This is a genomic window from Chryseobacterium indoltheticum, assembly GCF_003815915.1.
GTDB lineage: Bacteria > Bacteroidota > Bacteroidia > Flavobacteriales > Weeksellaceae > Chryseobacterium > Chryseobacterium indoltheticum.
Window position 1 is genome coordinate 2,257,159 of record NZ_CP033929.1, and the last position, 18,030, is coordinate 2,275,188.

An 18,030-nucleotide genomic window follows, 5' to 3' on the forward strand; every position below is an offset into this window, starting at 1 on the left:
AAAAAATAATTTGAGATTGTATTTATAGCATTCAAAATTATATATTTGTACAATAGACTAGATAATAAATAAAGTATGAGAATATTAATCATAGGTGAAGGTGGTAGAGAATCTGCTTTGGCAGCAAAACTTCAGAAGGATTCTAGAGTGAGTCACATGTTTTTCGCCAACGGAAATGCAACTACTGGTGCGATAGGAAAAAATGTTCATTTATCGGAGATTAAAGAACTTAGAGATTTTGCAATCAAAGAAAAAGTAGATCTTACGATTGTAGGTCCGGAAGCTCCTTTGGTAGCTGGTTTGAAGGATGAATTTAAGAAACATGGTCTTAAGGTTTTCGGTCCGAATCAGAAAGTGGCAAGTCTTGAAGGAAGTAAAGCTTTCTCTAAGAAATTTATGCAGACCTATGATATTAAAACAGCAAAAGCTGTGGTATTTGATTCTTATCCTGAAGCTAAAGAATATGTTCAGAATCAGGAATATCCTTTAGTGGTAAAAGCAAGTGGTCTTGCTGGTGGAAAAGGAGTTGTAATCTGCGAAACTTTGGAAGAAGCAGAAGCTACGATTCACGATTTCATGATCAGAAGAATCTACGGCGATGCAGGAATTCGTTTGGTTATCGAAGAATATTTAGAAGGATTTGAAGCATCAATAATTGCATTCTCAAATGGTGAAAAAATATTCCCATGTATTGCAGCTAAAGATTACAAAAAAGTAGGAAACGGCGATACAGGTCCAAATACAGGAGGAATGGGTTCAGTAGCTCCAAGCCCTGAATTCACAGAAGTACATTATGTTGATTTTGAAAATAATATTCTGAATCCAACTGTAAAAGGTCTTAAAGCTGAAGGTTTCACGTTCAAAGGGATGATTTTCTTTGGATTAATGATTACCAAAAACGGGACTTACTTATTAGAATACAACATGAGATTCGGTGATCCTGAAACTCAGGTTTTGATGGCATTAATGGAAAACAATCTGTTAGATGTAATCAACGACTGTATGAGCGGTAAAGAAATCGAGCTTAAATTTAGAGACGAAAAAGCAGTGTGTTTGGTGATGTGTTCAGGTGGTTATCCTAGAAACATCGAGACTGGTTTTGAAATCACTGGTGAAGAAAAAGTAAGACACAGTCAGCTTTTATATGCAGGAGCAATCAAAAAAGGAGATAAAGTGGTTTCCAACGGCGGTAGAGTTCTAAATATCGTTGCAACAGGCGCTACTTATGAAGAGGCCAGCAAAAAAGTATACGAAGACGCAAGTCATGTGCATTTCGATTACGGCTTCTACAGAGAAGACATCGGAAAGTTTTAATATAAAGCCCTGATTTGTCGGGGCTTTTTTTATTAGAAGCTATTTCCCGCTTTTCGCTATATCTTTTTTGTCATTGCGAACAAAGTAAAGCAATATGCTGAACTGGTGTACAATCGCAATAACAAAAAAGGATGTCGCTGCAATCGTGGCTATGGTTTTCGGTATTTCAACAAAAATTAGTTATCAATCATCATTTATCAATTATAAAAATGAACAACGGTATTATCATTTTAGATTTCGGATCTCAGTACAACCAGCTTATCGGAAGAAGAATCCGTGAGATGGGTGTTTATTCCGAAATTTTACCTTTCAATACACCATTAGAAACAATTTTAGAAAAGCAGCCGAAAGGGATCATCCTTTCCGGTGGACCAAGTTCTGTGAATGCGGAAAATGCTCATTTGGTTGAAAAAGAATTGTACGAACAGGGAATTCCGGTTTTGGGAATTTGCTACGGAATGCAACTTACAGCACATCTTTTAGGTGGAAAAGTACACAAAGGAGTAAAAGGAGAATACGGAAAAGCACACCTAGAAATTGTAAAAGAATCTTCTTTATTAAAAGGTGTTACCAACGATTCTATTGTTTGGATGAGCCACTTTGACGAAGTGGGAGAGTTACCTGCAGGTTTCGAGTTAAATGCAAAATCTGGTGTAATCGCTTCAATTTCTAACGAAGACAAAAAAATATATTGCGTACAGTTCCACCCGGAAGTTTCTCACACAGAAGAAGGTGGCAAAATGCTAGAAAATTTCGTGTTCCCAATTTGTAATGCAGAGAAAAACTGGAAACTTACAAATTATATCGAAAAAACAGTTGAAGAAATCAAAGAAAGAGTAGGAGATCAGAAAGTGATTCTTGGTCTTTCAGGAGGTGTAGATTCTTCTGTTGCAGCCGTTTTAATTCACAAAGCGATTGGTGATCAATTGCAATGTATCTTCGTAGACACAGGATTGTTGAGAAAAGACGAAGACGTAAAAGTAATGGAAAACTATGGAGAACATTTCCATATGAACATTAAGCTTGTTGATGCTAAAGAAAGATTCTTATCAAAATTAGCCGGAGTTGACGATCCTGAAGCAAAAAGAAAAATCATCGGAAACGAATTTATTCATGTTTTTGATGAAGAATCTCATAAAATTGAAGGCGCAAAATTTTTAGCACAAGGAACAATTTATCCTGATGTGATCGAAAGTCAGTCAGTAAACGGTCCTTCTGCAGTAATCAAATCGCACCACAATGTTGGCGGACTTCCAGAAGAAATGGAGTTTGAATTATTGGAGCCTTTAAGAGAATTATTTAAAGACGAAGTAAGAAAAGTAGGTGAAGAATTGGGTATTCCTCATCATTTGGTACACAGACATCCTTTCCCTGGTCCTGGTTTAGGAATCAGAATTTTGGGCGCTGTAGATGCTGAAAAAGTGAAAATCCTTCAGGAAGCGGATGATATTTTCATCGAAGAATTGTATAAAAATGATTTGTACGATAAAGTTTCTCAAGCTTTCGTAGTACTTCTTCCTGTAAAATCTGTAGGAGTAATGGGGGACGAAAGAACGTATGAATACACAGCAGTTGTTCGTTCAGCAAACACGATCGACTTTATGACGGCAACGTGGAGCAGACTTCCTTACGAGTTTTTAGATACTGTTTCAAGCAGAATCATCAACGAAGTAAGAGGAATCAACAGAGTCGCTTATGATATTTCAAGCAAACCACCTGCAACAATAGAGTGGGAGTAATTTTGACTTGAATTTTTAAATATAAATCCTGCCTTCGGCGGGATTTTTTGTTTTATTTTTGAATAAACTTTTAATATGAAAAATATTCTAATAACAATTTTTATAGTTGTACTCTCATCTTGTAATAAGAATCCTGAAATTACTGAAGTTGTAGAGAATAAAAAGATAATTGCTGAAATTGACCGGTTTATAGAAGATTCAGACAAAAAAAATAAAGAAAAATTTATGGTAGTTTCCGGATTTCATGACTCACAGAAACAGAAAATAGATCTTCTTTTTACGAATCAAAAACCAGTTATTATTACCGAAAATACAGCAAGATATAATGATGAGATTAAAAATAGTAAATATGGTTATTTCACCTATAAAAATTATGAGTTTCTGGTTTCTGATAAAATGAAAAGTGTTTTTAAACTGGATTATAAAAATTTTGATGCGATGAAAAAACATTTTACCGTAAAAAAGAACTTTGCTACGAAAGAAGAGGCAATGAAAAGTAAATGGAGAACCATGTATATGAGGTTGAACACCGCAAAAGATTCCGTAGAACAGAGCAACATCTCAGAAATATCCTTATCTGATTATAGCCGTTAAAATAAATTTTATAATCAATCCTGCCCTTTGCAGGATTTTTTTTTAATTGTATTTAAAATATAAATATTTTCTACATTTGTCCTATGAAAATAGCATACCTCGGTCCAAAAGCCAGTTTCACACAATTAGCAGCGTCTCAGATTTTCCCGAGCGAAGAATTAGTTCCTCAGTCGAGTATTTTAGATTGCTTTAATGCGGTGAAAAATAATGAAGTAGATAAAGCCGTAGTTCCATTAGAAAATTCTATTGAAGGAACAGTTTCTATGACCCTAGATTATCTCTACGATTTTGAAGTATTTATCGAAACCGAATTGGTGATGCCCATTGCGCATCATTTGATGATTCATCCCGATAACGAAACTTTTGAGAAAGTCATTTCACATCCGCAAGCTTTGGCGCAGACTTTTCATTTCAGGTATGATCATTTTAAAGACATTTCTTCGCAGGATTATAGTTCTACAGCGGCTTCAGCTAAATTGGTTTCTGAAAATCCTCAGGAAAAATGGGCAGCAGTTGCCAATAGATATTCAGCAAAACTGTATGGCTTAAAAATTATTCATGAAAATATTCAGGATTTTGAACAGAATCACACCAAATTTATTGTGATTTCAAAAACAAAATCTGCTTTAGATATTCCGTTACCGAGAACATCAGAAAAAACTTCTTTAATAATTACCCTTCCCGAAGATCATGCGGGAGGTCTTCATCAGGTGCTTTCTGTTTTTGCATGGCGAAAAATGAACCTTTCGAAAATTGAAAGCAGAACTTTAAAAACAGGTTTGGGAAATTATTTTTTCTTCATCAATGTAGCAAGTGAATGGCACAATGTTTTGTCCCAAAATGCTATTGACGAGATTATTGCATTAGGTACTAAAGTGAAATTTTTGGGACATTATAATGAATATATTTTTGAAGAATAATTTTAGCTTGCGTTTTTAAAGATAATTGCTGAAAAATCTGTAATTTACATTTCCAAAATTATCACAGATGATAGATAAATTAAAATCTAAAAGCAATATTAGTGATGAATTTAAATATGTTGCCAAACTTCTGAGTCGTGCCACATTAAGCTTCTTGAAAATCAATCTTATCGGGCAGATTTCTATTGCAATTCTTTGTATTATCACAATTATTATAATTGTGAGTCAGACATTTAATAGTGGAGGCGGACCTGTTCATACCAACGGACAAGCTGCGATTTTAGTATTATTTGCAGCAAGACCGATTTCTTTCGGATTGACGATACTCAGTATTTTTGGAGCTCCGATTCTGTTATTCACATTAGGAAATAAATATGTGATGTTTCGTACGATCAACAGATTGATTGCTGATAAAGGTGAACAATTACTTTTCCCGATAATTGACAGAATTTTAAATAAAGCAAAAGATAATCAGCCACAATTATTTCAAAAAGGAACAGATAAAGCCAAGCTCCAGTTGAAGCTATTACAGGAAATAAGAGATTCTAAAGAAAATAAATGGTTCAAGAAAATCATTAGCTACGGTTTCAAGAAAGTTGAACTTGACGAAATAGATTTTAAAGATGAAAATGTGAGCTTTACCGAGATTTTAAAAATTAAAATTATCGATAAGCTTAAAGATATTTCCCAGCCAAGTCGACTGTTTTTTTATCTTATTTTGGGTTGGCAGGCTTTGATTTTGTTGTTGACTGTTTTTAAGGTTATTTAATATTTGATCTGAAGTGTCAAGTTTTAATATTGAAAGCAGTTTTTAAAAGGAATAATTTTTGAACGTAACTTGCAATTCAATTTACTCTCACCACAATATGTTTGATAAGCAGCAAAGAAAACTAAAAAGATCGGCAAAACTGATTTCCGTTTTAAGTAAATACGGATTCAAAGATATGATTGCCAGAATGGGCAAAAAACCGGAAGAGAGTATTGCTCAATCTGACGAAATTATCTCAAAAGGAACTGTTTACGAACGCATTCGTCTCGTTTTGGAAGAGTTGGGTCCTACTTTTGTGAAACTCGGGCAGACTTTCAGTAACCGGGAAGATCTGCTTCCACCCGAGCTTATTCAGGAGCTTCAAAAACTTCAGGATAGAGTAGAAGTGGTAGAAATGAATGTAGAGGAAATTCTTGAGAATGAATTCAATATTATTCCCAAAGAACATTTTTCAGAAATTATTACAAAACCTTTGGCAACGGCGTCTATCGCACAAGTTTACAAAGCTACTTTAATTTCTGGGGAAGAAGTTATTCTGAAAATCAAAAAACCTGATGTTTTATCGGTTATTGAAGACGATTTATTGCTGATAAAAGATTTGGTAAAACTCATTTCCACGTATTCTGAAATCGGTGCTAAACTGAATCTGAAGCAGGCAATTTTAACTTTTGAAAAATCGTTGCTCGAAGAAGTTTCTTTGGTGAATGAAAGAAATAATATTCAGCAGTTTGCTTTAAATTTTAAAAATAATAAAGAAACTTACGTTCCGAAAGTCTATGATGAGTTTTCCAACAATAATATATTGTGCATGGAATTCATCGACGGAATAAAAGTAACCGATAAAGCGGAATTATTAAAGCATAATATCGACCCGGTTGTGGTTTCAGAAGTTGGTTTAAGGCTTTTTGTTTCGCAGATTTTAGATTACGGATTTTTCCATGCAGATCCTCATGCCGGCAATATTTTGGTAAAAAGAGATGGAAGAGTCGTATTTATAGATTTTGGCGCAGTCGGGAAAATACAGCCAAATGACAAGGAAATTTTAGAAAGTTTAATTGTTGCTTTTGTCGCTAAAAATTCTCATAAAATCGTCCGTTATCTGAAAAAAATGGCGGTGAGCTATGAAATTCCCGATGAGAGAAGATTCGAAAATGATGTAGATGAAGTTTTAAATTTCGTTCACAGCACTTCATTGAAAGACATCGATCCTAATATTATTATCAATAAAATGAAAGATGTTCTGAAAGATAACAGGTTGTATATGCCTGATTATTTTTATCTTTTATTTAAAGGAATTGGCTTGATAGAAGGTGTTGGCCGAACCATCAATCCTGATTTGGATATTGTGAAAAGTCTTCATCCGTACACAAAAAAAATATTAAGCAACAAAATAAGTCCCAAGAAACTCCTGAAAACAGGAATCGAAAAGATAATGACTTTCACCGATAATGTAGACGAAATTCCTAAAGAACTGCGTTCTGTATTACAAAAACTGGACGATAACAGTTTTACAATTTCGAGTGAAATTAAAAATATTGACAAAACGAATCAGTTAATAAAATCGAGCATTATCAATCTTATTTTAGCGATGATTTTAGGAGCAAATATTATTGCAACAGCCATTGTTTTTGTTTCAGAATCCGGTCCGCGAATTGGGGAAATGTCTTTGGTGGCTGTTCTTGGATTTTTGTTTTCAGTATTGCTGGTAATCATTCTTTTGCTGAGAATTACAAGGAAATGAGAAATTTAATTCAATAAATATATTAAACTAAAATGAAAATATTAGTCTTATTTACTTTCACGTTCTTCAGTTTATCGCTTTCCGCTCAGGAAACTGAAGGTGTTTTAGGTGATTTCGACGGAAACGGAACAAAAGAATATGCCTATACAAAAATAAACGACTGTAATGACGATTGTGACGGAAAGTGTGAGACAATCATTTATTTTAGTGATAAAAATATCAAACCATTTATAATTGCTCCATCGAGAAACGGAACTGTATACAATCTAAAAGATTTAAATAACGACGGAAAAGACGAAATAGGTTTTTATCCTGATTGGTGTACGAGTTGTTGGCACCCGTTTTATGTTTATGCTTATGGGAAAAGTGTTTGGAAACCTTTGGTGTCTCCAATTTCTACACATTGTTCGCAATGGGAAGATGAGAAATTTCCGATTAAAAAAGATCCGAAAAAGAAAGGATATGTCATCATTACAACAAGTGTCTGGAAAGATGATGATATTAAGATTATGAGGAAAAGCGTGAAAATTAATTAACTTATTTACCGAGATTTATATAGATTTAAAACTTAATAACGAGTCTAAAAACTCACCTCCTTCAGTATAGATTTACAACCAAATTAATTGCCTATCTTTGCAAAATGGAAAAACTCACTTTTGCAGACTTTGACCTTCCGGTTAAAGTTCTTGATGTTTTAGCAGATTTAAATTTATTTGAGCCCACTCCAATTCAGGAAAAAAGTATCGGCCCGATTCTTTCGGGGAGAGATGTGATGGGAATTGCACAGACAGGAACAGGAAAAACTTTGGCGTATTTATTACCGGTTTTAAAGACCTGGAAATATAATAAAAACGGAAATCCTACTGTCGTTGTTTTGGTTCCTACAAGGGAATTGGTGGTTCAGGTAACAGAAATTGTTGAAAAACTGACAGAAAATATTACTGCAAGAGTAATCGGAATTTATGGTGGGAAAAACATCAATACACAGAAATTATTGTTCAATAATGGTTGTGACATTTTGGTAGGAACTCCCGGTAGAATCATGGATTTGGCGATAGATAACGCAATCTCATTAAGAGAAGTTCAGAAACTGATCATTGATGAATTTGACGAAATGCTGAATTTAGGTTTCAGACCACAGTTAACCCACATTTTCGAAATGATGCGTGAAAAGAGACAGAATATTCTTTTTTCGGCTACCATGACAGAAGCTGTAGATGAAATGTTGGATCAGTATTTTGCAGGTCCTATTGAAATTTCATTGGCAAAATCAGGAACTCCGCTTGAGAAAATCGAACAGACCGCTTATAAAGTTGAAAACTTCAATACGAAGATCAATTTACTTGAGCATTTGTTGAAAAACAACGAAGATATGTCTAAGGTGTTGATTTTTGCCAATAACAAGAAACACTCTGATCTGCTGTTTACACAAATTAATGAGCTTTTTCCAGAGCAATTTGATGTGATCCACTCCAACAAATCTCAGAACTACAGACTTAAAGCAATGAAGCGCTTTGAAAATGAAGAAATCAGAGGTTTAATTACGACAGACGTAATGGCGAGAGGTCTTGATATTTCAAATATTACACACGTTATCAATTTTGAAACTCCTGAAGTTCCTGAACAGTATATTCACAGAATCGGTAGAACAGGTAGAGCCGATAAAGACGGTATTGCAATAACCTTTGTGGCGAAGAAGGAAGAAGAATCTGCTTTAGATATCGAATTATTGATGGATAAAGAATTGAGATACATCGATTTCCCTGAAACGGTAAAAATCAATCCTAAGAAAATTGCATCTGAAGAAGATCAGATTGTAATGAAAAACCCTGCTCAAGCGAAACTTTTTGACGGCGGCGGAGCTTTCCACGAGAAAAAAGATAAGAATAAAAAAGAAAACTGGGGCGGACCTTCCAAAAGAAAAACTCCTAAGAAATTCGGTGCGAATAGAGCACAACAGAAAGCAATTTCTAAGTCTAAGAGAAAGAAATAAAATAAAAAACGATGCGCCTCACTTGAGACGCATCTTTTTTTTTTATGGTTGTTTTTTAAATAAAATAACTGACGTATCATTTACGCCATCACCATTGTAATCTTCAATGTGATCTACAGTCATCATTTCAGTACTATTCAGCGAATGAACGACGCTCGATTCTACCATCGAATCTGAATATGTAAAGGTCAGCATTTTTGTATTTTCACTATATTGATACGTTCCTGTGTCAAATCCGTCAGCAATGCATTCTGTATTATTTTTAGTGTAATATTTTATACTGAAACCTTGATTTTGAACGAACTCGAAAGTGTTTAAAGCTTCGCAGCCTGTAACAGGACTTAACTGCAAAATTGCATTATTAGAGCCTGAGATAATCATTGTTTTACTCATTTTCCAATTTCCTAAAATTGGATTTATTTCGTTTTGACTATTTTCGTTGTCATCGTTACCACAGGAAGTCAATAGAAGTAGAGTGGCAAATGCCAGTAGAGAGATTTTTTTCATCGATGTTGTTGTGTTTATTTTCACAAAACTATGATTTTTTTAACCACTAACAATGGAATAATGTAAAAAAAGCGATTTCAACTGAAATCGCTCTTGTTTTTTCGAAAAATCGAATGTTTTGATGTTTTTATTTATTGAGAACAATGATAATTTTATCCTCAATGCCATCGTTATTTTCGTCTTCATAATTTGCTACAAATTGAAGTTCATTTTTAGTATGACTTATCACTTCAAACTGTTCATTATCAATGATTAATTTTTTTCCATTAAAATCATATGAATAAGGAAGATTTTCCGTTCCATAACTTTTACAAGATCCATCCAATTGATCATCAAAAATTGTAGAAGCCAAAGTATTATTAGACTTAAAATCAAATGTACTTTTTTTGTAACAAGTTGAAGCATTTTGAGTAGAGATGGTATTACCATTACTCCCTGAAATAGCAATTTCCTTAATTGGCTTCCATATTCCCACGATTGTTTCTGTGTTGTCTTCTTCTGAATCGTCGTTTTTACAGGAATTAAAAACAAAACCTATAGCTAATATAGCTAAAAAAATTTCTTTTTTCATTTGCGTTTTTTTTATTCCGTAAAGAAACGTTTTTTTTTTAATTCGACCAGTAAAAAAAATTGTATAAATACATTTTGATATATTATTTCATATAAGGATTCATCACTTTTGTCCAAAGTCTGTAACCTTCAGGTGTCATATGAAGCATATCTTCTATAAAAAGATCTTTTCTTATATTTCCGTCAGCATCATTCATCACCTTGGTAATATCTATGAAATCAGCGTTTTTTTCTTTTTTCATAAACTTCTTAATTTTTTTGTTGGCTTCTTTCATTTGAGGCCATAGATTTTCACGGCTCGGCGAATATTTTATTGAAATATAATCAACCTGAATAGTCGGAAATTTCTCACGAATCTTTTTATAGAACGTTTTGTATCGGTCAACCACAACATCAGCTTTTAATTGTGCATCATCGGCAAAATCATTTTCTCCGCAATAAATAATCATCTGTTTTGGTTGATAAGGAGTTAATAAATCTTCAGAAAAATAATTTAAATCTGTTAGTCTTGATCCCCCAAAACCTCTGTTGATAATTGTTTTACCCGGAAAATAATCTGAAACATCCTGCCATTTTGTGAATGATGAGCTTCCGACTAAAAGGATAGAGTTTTTTGGCGCAGCATTGTCCTGATCTAGTTTTTTAAAATTCTGAATGTCCTGCCAGAACATCGGTTGTTTTTCCTGAGCGAAAATCAGGGCGAAAATCAGTAGCATTACTACTGAGAAAATCTTCTTCATTGTTTCTAAATTTTTAACGAAAGTAAATATAAAAAAAACTCCCGTAAAAAACGGGAGCCTGTATCGTATATTTTGTTTCTATCTTTTATAAGTAATGTACGTAGTGTCTATTACTAAATCACCATTTACATCAACATTATCAAACATCTGCACAAGTCTAAGTTCACTATTGCTTAGAATAATAACCTTGTACGCTCTTTCGCTGTCATTATCGTATTTTATAACCAATAATTTATCCTCATTGGAGTATGTGTAAGTTCCTTCAGTTTTTGCACTTGTACACGATGCACCAACACCTGAGAAACCTGTATAGGAAGCGTAATAATCGGTCCTGAATTCTGTTATACTTTTAGTTTCGCATCCTGTAGGAGTAAATGTCTGTAGCGCAGTCGTATTATCTTTTCCTGATATTACTTCAGTTTTTACAGTTTTCCATTCGCCTTTCAGCATGTCCATTTCATAACCCTGAACGTCATCATCTTCACATGATGTGAATGCTAATGCAGAAAAGGCAAATAAGAGTAAGTGTTTTTTCATTTTCACAAATTTAAGAATATGCTAAAATATAAATAAATTTGTAATATATATAATGAAATCGAGGTTTTTTAAACAAATGTTTGTAAAAAATATAATCTAGATATTAGGTTTTAGAAAAATCTCTGAAGTATCATAATTTCTCATTTGCCTGAAAATATATTAGCATAATTTTTTAACTAAATTCTAAACCCTAATATCTATTACCTAATTTTAGTAACTCATCTCAACGATTTTATATGCATCTTGAGGAGTGAGATTTTTATTTTCACCCAGACCCAGCCAGTTTCTCTCAGTAAAAGCTTTTTCAACTCTTTCCGCAGTTCCTGCAAAATCCTGCGTGTAATCTGACAGTTTTGTCTTAATTTGAAGACTGTGGAAAAACTCTTCCAATTTTACGATAGCTTGCTTAGCTTTTTCTTCGGTGCTACCTTCTGTAATTCCCCAAACTCTTTCTGCATATTGTGCCAGTTTTCCTTTTTTTGCATCAAAATTATAGCGATAATGCGAAGGAGCAACTACAGCTAAAGTTCTTGCATGATCAATCCCGTAATAAGCGGTCAATTCGTGTCCCATTGCGTGAACAGCCCAATCTGTAATCACTCCTTTTTGAATTAAACCATTGAGAGCCATCGTACAACACCACATAAAATTTCCTGCAGCATCATAATCAAAATCATCAGACATCACTTTGGGAGCGGCATTCTGAAGGCTTATCAAAATGCTTTCAGCAATTCTCTCCTGAAGATCTGCTGAAGAAGGCGAGGTCATATATTGTTCTAAGACATGAGTATACGCATCTGCAATTCCGTTTGCAATCTGATTTTTAGGAATCGATCTGATCACTTCTGGATCTAAAACTGAAAACTGAGGAAATAATCCAGGCCCGCCTGAAGATAGTTTTTCGTTGGTTTCTCTTCTTGAGATTACATAGCCGGAATTCATTTCAGATCCTGTCGCCGGTAAAGTTAAAATGGTTCCGAAAGGCATTCCTTCACCTTCAAAAGTACGCACCGGCTTTTTAAGAATTTCCCAAGGCTCGCCTTCGTAATTAGCAGCGGCAGAAAGAAATTTAACGCCGTCAATTACAGATCCGCCACCAACAGCAAGAAGATAATTGATGTTGTTTTCTTTGATAAAGCTTAAAGCATTGACCAAGACTTCATATTCCGGATTGGCAGGCACACCACCAAATTCGTGCAAGTCATGATCTTTTAAAGCTTCTTTTACCTGATCATAAATACCATTGTTTTTGATGCTTCCGCCACCATAAATCATTAATATTTTGGGATCTTTAGGAATTTCATTTGAAATTTTTGCAATTTCACCTTTTCCGAAAAGTATTTTTGTGGGATTTTTAAACTCGAAATTAAGCATTGTTTTTATTATTTACATCAAATGTAAGCATAGAAACACTAAATCTAAGTTAAGAAAGTTTTAAAGTTTGTATGATTATATTTTATGTAAACTATTGCAATTTTGCTTTTATTTCATCTAAACTGTAAATTGCTGAAATTGCTTCTTTTCCGCTTGAATCTATAAATCCGAATTTGTTGTTGACTGTCTCTACCAAAGCGAACCCTTTTTTTAGTTCGTCAAATTTTCCGATTTTATGATAAATTGTCGGTACAATTTCTTTTCCGTTTTTGTCGATGAGCCCATAAGTATCCGTAATTGCTTTTACGACAGCAAAGTCAGGATGCACATTTCCGAATTTTTCAATTTTAGAATAGATTGGCGTTACAATCTGCTTTTTATTTTGATCAATAAAACCATAAGTTCCTGAAGAGGTTTTTACCAAAGCCCAATTTTTTTGATAGTCACCATAAGCATACACTTTTTTATATTGAGCAAATGACGAAACGCTAAGCGAAGTAAACATGAGAACAAATAAAGCCTTTTTCACGGTTCAGTAGAATTTTAATTATAAATATTTAGATTTTCGTGATTTGATCTCAGCATTTAATTGACCGATATTGATAAAATTAGGAATAAATGACATTAAGATGCCCATTGCAGAAGCAATTAAAGCAAATTTTTTAGACGTTATCGCAAAATAAAAAAGAGAACAACACGCAATGAATATTACAAGTCCGAATCCTATTGTAGCATTTAAAATCATTTATTTGCTTTCATGAATTTTAATCTAATACAATTTTATAATATCCATTTTCTTTTGTTGCCAATACGTTTTGAAAGTTAATCTCATCAATTTGATAACCATCACAATCCGTCGGAACATCGGATGATCTGATAGAAAAAAAGAAAATATTGGGCGCTGAAGTAAATCTGTATTCTTGAATTCCGTTATATGCACCAACATTTTTTAGTACAACCTTATGATCTTTAGTCTCTGTAAGTTCTACACTTGTATAACCGCCTTGTCCTGTTTTTCTCATAATGCTGTAAGTAGTCATATTTCCATTTTCAATTAAATTTTCTCCGGCTGAATTAACAAATTCAAAAACTACTTTTTCAGGAGCGGTATAACAGTCTTTTTTACAGGAGATTGTAAAAAAGGCAAAACATAACAATAACATGATTTTTTTGATCACAATAAAATATTTTAGATTTGAATATCACGAAAGTACAAAAAATAAAAGATTTTTAACTAAAATTCCCTTAAGGTTGAAAAAAAATATGTGTTAAAGCAACTTATTTGTAATTCTATAGAGTTCTTGTTTTCCAATCTTTAATCACTTCCGGAATTCATACAATTGGTAAATGCGATCGAGATTATTCTAACACAATTTTATAATATCCATTTTCGTCAGTAACATCAATATCAACACCTGTAAACGTTAACTTATTGATTTGATAACCATCACAACCTCCTTTAAATTCTGAAGACTGTATTGAAAAATCGAAAACTTTGAAACTAGAGTAGAAGGTATAATTTTTTGTTCCATTATAAGCACCCACTTTTTCTAAAATAACCTTATTATCATCGGTTTTAGTCAGTTGCAGACTAACATTATTCTCGTCTTGAATTGAATATACGGTAAGTGTTCCATTGGCAATAAGATTTTCATCGTTTGAATTAACAAACTCAAAAACAATGGGTAGTGGCGCATTATAGCAATCCTCAGCGCAGGCTGTGAAAAGAAAAGCCATTACAAGGAATAGGAATATTTTTTTCATTAAATATAGATTGGTTCGGTAAAATTAAGAACTAATCAGCAAATATTTTCATTTAAAATTATAAATCTGAATGATTACTTCGAGATCTGAATATTTTTAACACCTGCGCAAATTGATAATTGCTAATATCAAAATCATCAATCTTAATTTCAATTTTCTCATTATTATGGAAAAAATATAAATAATTAATTTCAGGCTTGTAATCATGTTTAGATTCTCGGCTTACTAAATGTTTTGATGTAATTTTTTCAAGCTGAATTTCATTCCAAAAGTATCTTGGGTTGTCTTTTATCTGAATTCCTTTTCTATTTATAGAAATCATAATTTTAGATATTTTCTTAATTTCTAAAACTATTTTTAGAATGAAATAACTTGTAAATCCTATTAATAAAATCAATACAAATATTGCCGCGAAATTCAGTTTAATGACGATTGATAAAAGAAAGAGAATTCCTATCATCACAAAAATACTGTACGTAGAAATTGCTATAATTCTGCCAGAACGTGAATATTTAATGACTACTTCATCTGAAACTGTATCTTCTTCATATTCAATTTTATCATGCTTATGAATACTGTATTCTTTATGAATAAAAATTCCATTGATAAATGCACCAATAAAAAATATAATCGAAATAATAAAATTATACTGAAGAAAATAAATTCCTAGTGTAAAAGCTAAAATGCCAAGTATGGTATAAAAAATAATTCCGAATTTCATAGTGTATTATTTAGTCAATCTCATATTGATTGTTAAACTTTGTATTCAATTTAAGATGATTTTTAAAGATTTTAGCTAAGATACATTTAAAACACTATTTAGAGAGGTTTGCTAAAAAAATTTCATATTATTTTAAATTGATTTACTCGAAATTAAATTTAAAATCTCCTACATTTGTTATATGATACACGACCAGCGCGCAGAAAAATTCAGGCAGATCGTTGAAAATAAGTTTCAGATCTACAATTCATTATTTATGAGCCTGCCTTATGATAAAATGACGAATATTGGGATGTTGCTTCCGTTTCTTTGTGAAGAAAGCAAGATCGGTTACGAAGCAGGAAAAACACCTGAAGAAATCGTTGAAGAATTCTTTAAAAATCATACCGATTTACAGACCGAAGAGCAAAAAACCGAGTTGCTTTTTAAAATTATACAATATATTGAAAGACAGGTTGTTTTGTTTGATAGTATTGAAGACGCTGCGTTTCCTAACATTCACTCCGAAAGTGATAACGGAACAGTTACCAATATGTACGAACGATCATTACAGGATCACAAACTCGATAAAATTCGTGAAAAACTAAAGGATTTTGCAGTTAAAATTGTTTTTACAGCTCACCCGACACAGTTTTATCCGAATTCGGTGCAGAGAATTCTTCATGATCTTCGAAATGCGATTACGACAGATTCTATCACCAGTATTGATATGTTACTGCAACAATTGGGTAAAACCCCTTTTGTCAATAAAGAAAAACCGACTCCGATTGATGAAGCTTTGAGCATCATTTATTATCTGAGATATGTGTATTACGATACGATTGGTGAACTTTTCACAAAGATAAAATCAACATTTGAGAACGAGCATTTTCATTTGCATGAAGACCTAATTCAACTAGGTTTTTGGCCTGGAGGTGACCGCGACGGAAATCCTTTTGTTACCGCAGATGTTACGAAAAGAGTAGCGGAAGAATTGCATTCAGCCATTTTAAAGGCTTATTACAATAACCTTAAATCTGTAAGAAGAAGATTAAGTTTCAGAGGAGTTTCTGATGTGTTGACAAAGCTGAGCAATGAATTGTATTCTGCCATTTTTAGAAATGAGAAAATCACTGCGGAAGATATTATTAAAAGATTAGAAGAGGCTGAAAAGATATTAGTTGAACAACATAATTCGCTTTTCCTTGATCTTTTGGTAAACTTCAAAGATCGTGTGAAGATTTTCGGAACTCATTTTGCGACGTTGGATGTTCGACAGGACAGCAGAATTCATCAGCAGGTAATTGACACCGTTTTTGCTAAGGTTTTTGGAAATAATGAGGTGAGCAATGAAGATAAATTCAATCAATTAATTCAAATTTCAGATAAGGTTAATCCTGATGATTTTGAAGATATTGTGAAAGATACGTTATTGACGGTTTCTCAGGTATCAGAAATTCAGGAACTGAACGGATTGAGAGGAATGAATCGATATATTATTTCAAATTCTGATGCCGTGAAAGATGTGATGAATGTATATGCATTTTTCAAAGTTTGCGGTTATAAAGATGAAGATATCAATATGGATATTGTTCCGCTTTTTGAAACCATGGAAGGTCTTGCGAATGCTGAAAATGTTATGAATGAATTGTATCAGAACCCAGTTTACAAAAAGCATCTTTTAAAGCAAGGAAATCAACAAACCATTATGCTCGGTTTTTCAGACGGAACCAAAGATGGAGGTTATTTGAAAGCCAACTGGGAAATTTATAAAGCAAAAGAAGTTCTTACGAAACTTTCTGAAGAAAACGGCATTAAAGTCGTATTCTTCGACGGCAGAGGAGGCCCGCCTGCAAGAGGTGGCGGTAAAACCCACGATTTCTACGCTTCACAAGGAAAAACAATTGCCAATAATAAAATTGAATTAACAATTCAGGGGCAGACGATTACTAGTATTTTCGGGAATAAAGAACAGGCAAAATACAATTTTGAACAGCTTCTAACAGCGGGAGTTGAGAATGATGTCTTCAAAAATTCTAAAAAAGATTTAACTGAAAAAGAAAGAGCTTTAATTATTGAATTGGCTGATCTAAGTTATCAGAAATATTCAGATTTGAAGGCACATCCAATGTTCGTTCCGTATTTGCAGGAAATGAGTACGCTTGAATATTACGGGAAAACCAACATCGGAAGCCGCCCGTCAAAACGGGGTGGCGACAGCGAGCTTAGATTTGAAGATTTAAGAGCGATTCCTTTTGTGGGATCTTGGTCGCAGTTGAAGCAAAATGTTCCAGGATTCTTCGGATTTGGTTTTGCCATGCAGCAGATGAAAGAGCAGGGTAGATTTGAAGAAGTGATTGATCTTTACAAAGGTTCAGACTTCTTTAAAACTTTAGTTTTAAACTCGATGATGAGTATGAACAAATCTTATTTCCCATTAACTTATTACATTAAAAACAATCCCAAATTTGGTGAGTTCTGGAATGTTCTTTTTGATGAATTTAATCTTTCTAAAAACATTATGCTTGAATTGACAGGATTTAAACAGCTTCAGGAAGAAGATCCGTTATCAAGAAAATCTGTTAAAATTCGAGAGAGAATTGTGCTTCCATTATTGAGTATTCAGCAATATGCTTTAATGAAAATCCAGAAAGGAGAGGGTAATAAAGAAGCTTACGAGAAATTGGTGACGCGTTCTTTATTTGGGAATATTAATGCCAGTAGAAATTCGGCCTAAGAATTTTTAAATATAAAATTAAAAGAGACTG

18 protein-coding genes are annotated in these 18,030 nt (G+C 33.3%); 9 read left to right on the plus strand and 9 right to left on the minus strand.

Annotated features, from left to right (window positions below; translation table 11 throughout):
- Positions 1 to 75 precede the first annotated feature (75 nt).
- The 8 genes from purD to EG358_RS10470 all read left to right on the plus strand — a co-directional run bounded on the left by purD (position 76) and on the right by EG358_RS10470 (position 9,070).
- On the plus strand, positions 76 to 1,314 hold the full coding sequence (purD, locus tag EG358_RS10435) for a phosphoribosylamine--glycine ligase (protein WP_076559019.1): 1,239 nt from the start codon (positions 76 to 78) through the stop codon (positions 1,312 to 1,314).
- A gap of 209 nt (positions 1,315 to 1,523) precedes the next feature.
- A complete protein-coding gene (gene guaA, locus EG358_RS10440; RefSeq protein ID WP_076559017.1) occupies positions 1,524 to 3,053 on the plus strand; it encodes a glutamine-hydrolyzing GMP synthase in 1,530 nt (509 codons plus the stop codon).
- A gap of 75 nt (positions 3,054 to 3,128) precedes the next feature.
- Positions 3,129 to 3,647 (plus strand): hypothetical protein, encoded by a 519-nt coding sequence (locus EG358_RS10445; protein ID WP_076559015.1) that lies wholly within the window; start codon positions 3,129 to 3,131, stop codon positions 3,645 to 3,647.
- An 83-nt stretch (positions 3,648 to 3,730) separates the two neighbouring features.
- Entirely contained in the window at positions 3,731 to 4,567 is an 837-nt protein-coding gene (gene pheA, locus EG358_RS10450) for a prephenate dehydratase (RefSeq protein WP_076559013.1), read from the plus strand.
- 67 nt (positions 4,568 to 4,634) lie between these two features.
- Positions 4,635 to 5,336 carry a hypothetical protein gene (locus tag EG358_RS10455; protein ID WP_076559011.1) on the plus strand — a complete coding sequence of 234 codons (702 nt, stop codon included), beginning with the start codon at positions 4,635 to 4,637 and terminating at the stop codon, positions 5,334 to 5,336.
- Between the two features lie 97 nt (positions 5,337 to 5,433).
- Complete coding sequence (locus EG358_RS10460; RefSeq protein WP_076559009.1) at positions 5,434 to 7,077, plus strand: ABC1 kinase family protein; 1,644 nt, start codon at positions 5,434 to 5,436, stop codon at positions 7,075 to 7,077.
- Positions 7,078 to 7,109: 32 nt separating this feature from the next.
- On the plus strand, positions 7,110 to 7,613 hold the full coding sequence (locus EG358_RS10465) for a hypothetical protein (RefSeq protein ID WP_076559007.1): 504 nt from the start codon (positions 7,110 to 7,112) through the stop codon (positions 7,611 to 7,613).
- Positions 7,614 to 7,717: 104 nt separating this feature from the next.
- Positions 7,718 to 9,070, plus strand: coding sequence for a DEAD/DEAH box helicase (locus tag EG358_RS10470; RefSeq protein ID WP_076559006.1), 1,353 nt, complete (start codon positions 7,718 to 7,720; stop codon positions 9,068 to 9,070).
- 42 nt (positions 9,071 to 9,112) lie between these two features.
- On the opposite strand, the gene EG358_RS10475 is transcribed toward EG358_RS10470, so the two are convergent.
- The 9 genes from EG358_RS10475 to EG358_RS10515 all read right to left on the minus strand — a co-directional run bounded on the left by EG358_RS10475 (position 9,113) and on the right by EG358_RS10515 (position 15,283).
- A complete protein-coding gene (locus EG358_RS10475) occupies positions 9,113 to 9,577 on the minus strand; it encodes a lipocalin-like domain-containing protein (protein WP_076559004.1) in 465 nt (154 codons plus the stop codon).
- A gap of 127 nt (positions 9,578 to 9,704) precedes the next feature.
- Positions 9,705 to 10,148 (minus strand): hypothetical protein, encoded by a 444-nt coding sequence (locus EG358_RS10480; protein WP_076559002.1) that lies wholly within the window; start codon positions 10,146 to 10,148, stop codon positions 9,705 to 9,707.
- An 82-nt stretch (positions 10,149 to 10,230) separates the two neighbouring features.
- A complete protein-coding gene (locus EG358_RS10485) occupies positions 10,231 to 10,887 on the minus strand; it encodes a GDSL-type esterase/lipase family protein (protein WP_076559000.1) in 657 nt (218 codons plus the stop codon).
- 78 nt (positions 10,888 to 10,965) lie between these two features.
- Positions 10,966 to 11,424, minus strand: a complete 459-nt coding sequence (locus EG358_RS10490) for a lipocalin-like domain-containing protein (protein WP_076558999.1) — start codon at positions 11,422 to 11,424, stop codon at positions 10,966 to 10,968.
- A 210-nt stretch (positions 11,425 to 11,634) separates the two neighbouring features.
- Positions 11,635 to 12,798 carry an iron-containing alcohol dehydrogenase gene (locus EG358_RS10495; RefSeq protein WP_076558997.1) on the minus strand — a complete coding sequence of 388 codons (1,164 nt, stop codon included), beginning with the start codon at positions 12,796 to 12,798 and terminating at the stop codon, positions 11,635 to 11,637.
- Between the two features lie 91 nt (positions 12,799 to 12,889).
- Complete coding sequence (locus tag EG358_RS10500) at positions 12,890 to 13,327, minus strand: WG repeat-containing protein (protein WP_123890088.1); 438 nt, start codon at positions 13,325 to 13,327, stop codon at positions 12,890 to 12,892.
- Positions 13,328 to 13,562: 235 nt separating this feature from the next.
- Positions 13,563 to 13,976 carry a hypothetical protein gene (locus tag EG358_RS10505; protein WP_076558991.1) on the minus strand — a complete coding sequence of 138 codons (414 nt, stop codon included), beginning with the start codon at positions 13,974 to 13,976 and terminating at the stop codon, positions 13,563 to 13,565.
- Between the two features lie 181 nt (positions 13,977 to 14,157).
- Complete coding sequence (locus EG358_RS10510; RefSeq protein WP_076558989.1) at positions 14,158 to 14,562, minus strand: membrane lipoprotein lipid attachment site-containing protein; 405 nt, start codon at positions 14,560 to 14,562, stop codon at positions 14,158 to 14,160.
- Between the two features lie 58 nt (positions 14,563 to 14,620).
- On the minus strand, positions 14,621 to 15,283 hold the full coding sequence (locus EG358_RS10515) for a hypothetical protein (protein ID WP_076558987.1): 663 nt from the start codon (positions 15,281 to 15,283) through the stop codon (positions 14,621 to 14,623).
- 181 nt (positions 15,284 to 15,464) lie between these two features.
- Here EG358_RS10515 and EG358_RS10520 point away from each other — a divergent pair, with 181 nt between their 5' ends.
- A complete protein-coding gene (locus EG358_RS10520; protein WP_076558985.1) occupies positions 15,465 to 17,999 on the plus strand; it encodes a phosphoenolpyruvate carboxylase in 2,535 nt (844 codons plus the stop codon).
- The last annotated feature ends 31 nt before the right edge of the window (positions 18,000 to 18,030 follow it).

Bases quoted from the DNA above. Each gene is read 5' to 3' on its own strand.
- purD (WP_076559019.1), top strand. From the start codon at position 76: ATGAGAATATTAATCATAGGTGAAGGTGGTAGAGAATCTGCTTTGGCA.
- guaA (WP_076559017.1), top strand. From the start codon at position 1,524: ATGAACAACGGTATTATCATTTTAGATTTCGGATCTCAGTACAACCAG.
- EG358_RS10445 (WP_076559015.1), top strand. From the start codon at position 3,129: ATGAAAAATATTCTAATAACAATTTTTATAGTTGTACTCTCATCTTGT.
- pheA (WP_076559013.1), top strand. From the start codon at position 3,731: ATGAAAATAGCATACCTCGGTCCAAAAGCCAGTTTCACACAATTAGCA.
- EG358_RS10455 (WP_076559011.1), top strand. From the start codon at position 4,635: ATGATAGATAAATTAAAATCTAAAAGCAATATTAGTGATGAATTTAAA.
- EG358_RS10460 (WP_076559009.1), top strand. From the start codon at position 5,434: ATGTTTGATAAGCAGCAAAGAAAACTAAAAAGATCGGCAAAACTGATT.
- EG358_RS10465 (WP_076559007.1), top strand. From the start codon at position 7,110: ATGAAAATATTAGTCTTATTTACTTTCACGTTCTTCAGTTTATCGCTT.
- EG358_RS10470 (WP_076559006.1), top strand. From the start codon at position 7,718: ATGGAAAAACTCACTTTTGCAGACTTTGACCTTCCGGTTAAAGTTCTT.
- EG358_RS10475 (WP_076559004.1), bottom strand. From the start codon at position 9,577: ATGAAAAAAATCTCTCTACTGGCATTTGCCACTCTACTTCTATTGACT.
- EG358_RS10480 (WP_076559002.1), bottom strand. From the start codon at position 10,148: ATGAAAAAAGAAATTTTTTTAGCTATATTAGCTATAGGTTTTGTTTTT.
- EG358_RS10485 (WP_076559000.1), bottom strand. From the start codon at position 10,887: ATGAAGAAGATTTTCTCAGTAGTAATGCTACTGATTTTCGCCCTGATT.
- EG358_RS10490 (WP_076558999.1), bottom strand. From the start codon at position 11,424: ATGAAAAAACACTTACTCTTATTTGCCTTTTCTGCATTAGCATTCACA.
- EG358_RS10495 (WP_076558997.1), bottom strand. From the start codon at position 12,798: ATGCTTAATTTCGAGTTTAAAAATCCCACAAAAATACTTTTCGGAAAA.
- EG358_RS10510 (WP_076558989.1), bottom strand. From the start codon at position 14,562: ATGAAAAAAATATTCCTATTCCTTGTAATGGCTTTTCTTTTCACAGCC.
- EG358_RS10515 (WP_076558987.1), bottom strand. From the start codon at position 15,283: ATGAAATTCGGAATTATTTTTTATACCATACTTGGCATTTTAGCTTTT.
- EG358_RS10520 (WP_076558985.1), top strand. From the start codon at position 15,465: ATGATACACGACCAGCGCGCAGAAAAATTCAGGCAGATCGTTGAAAAT.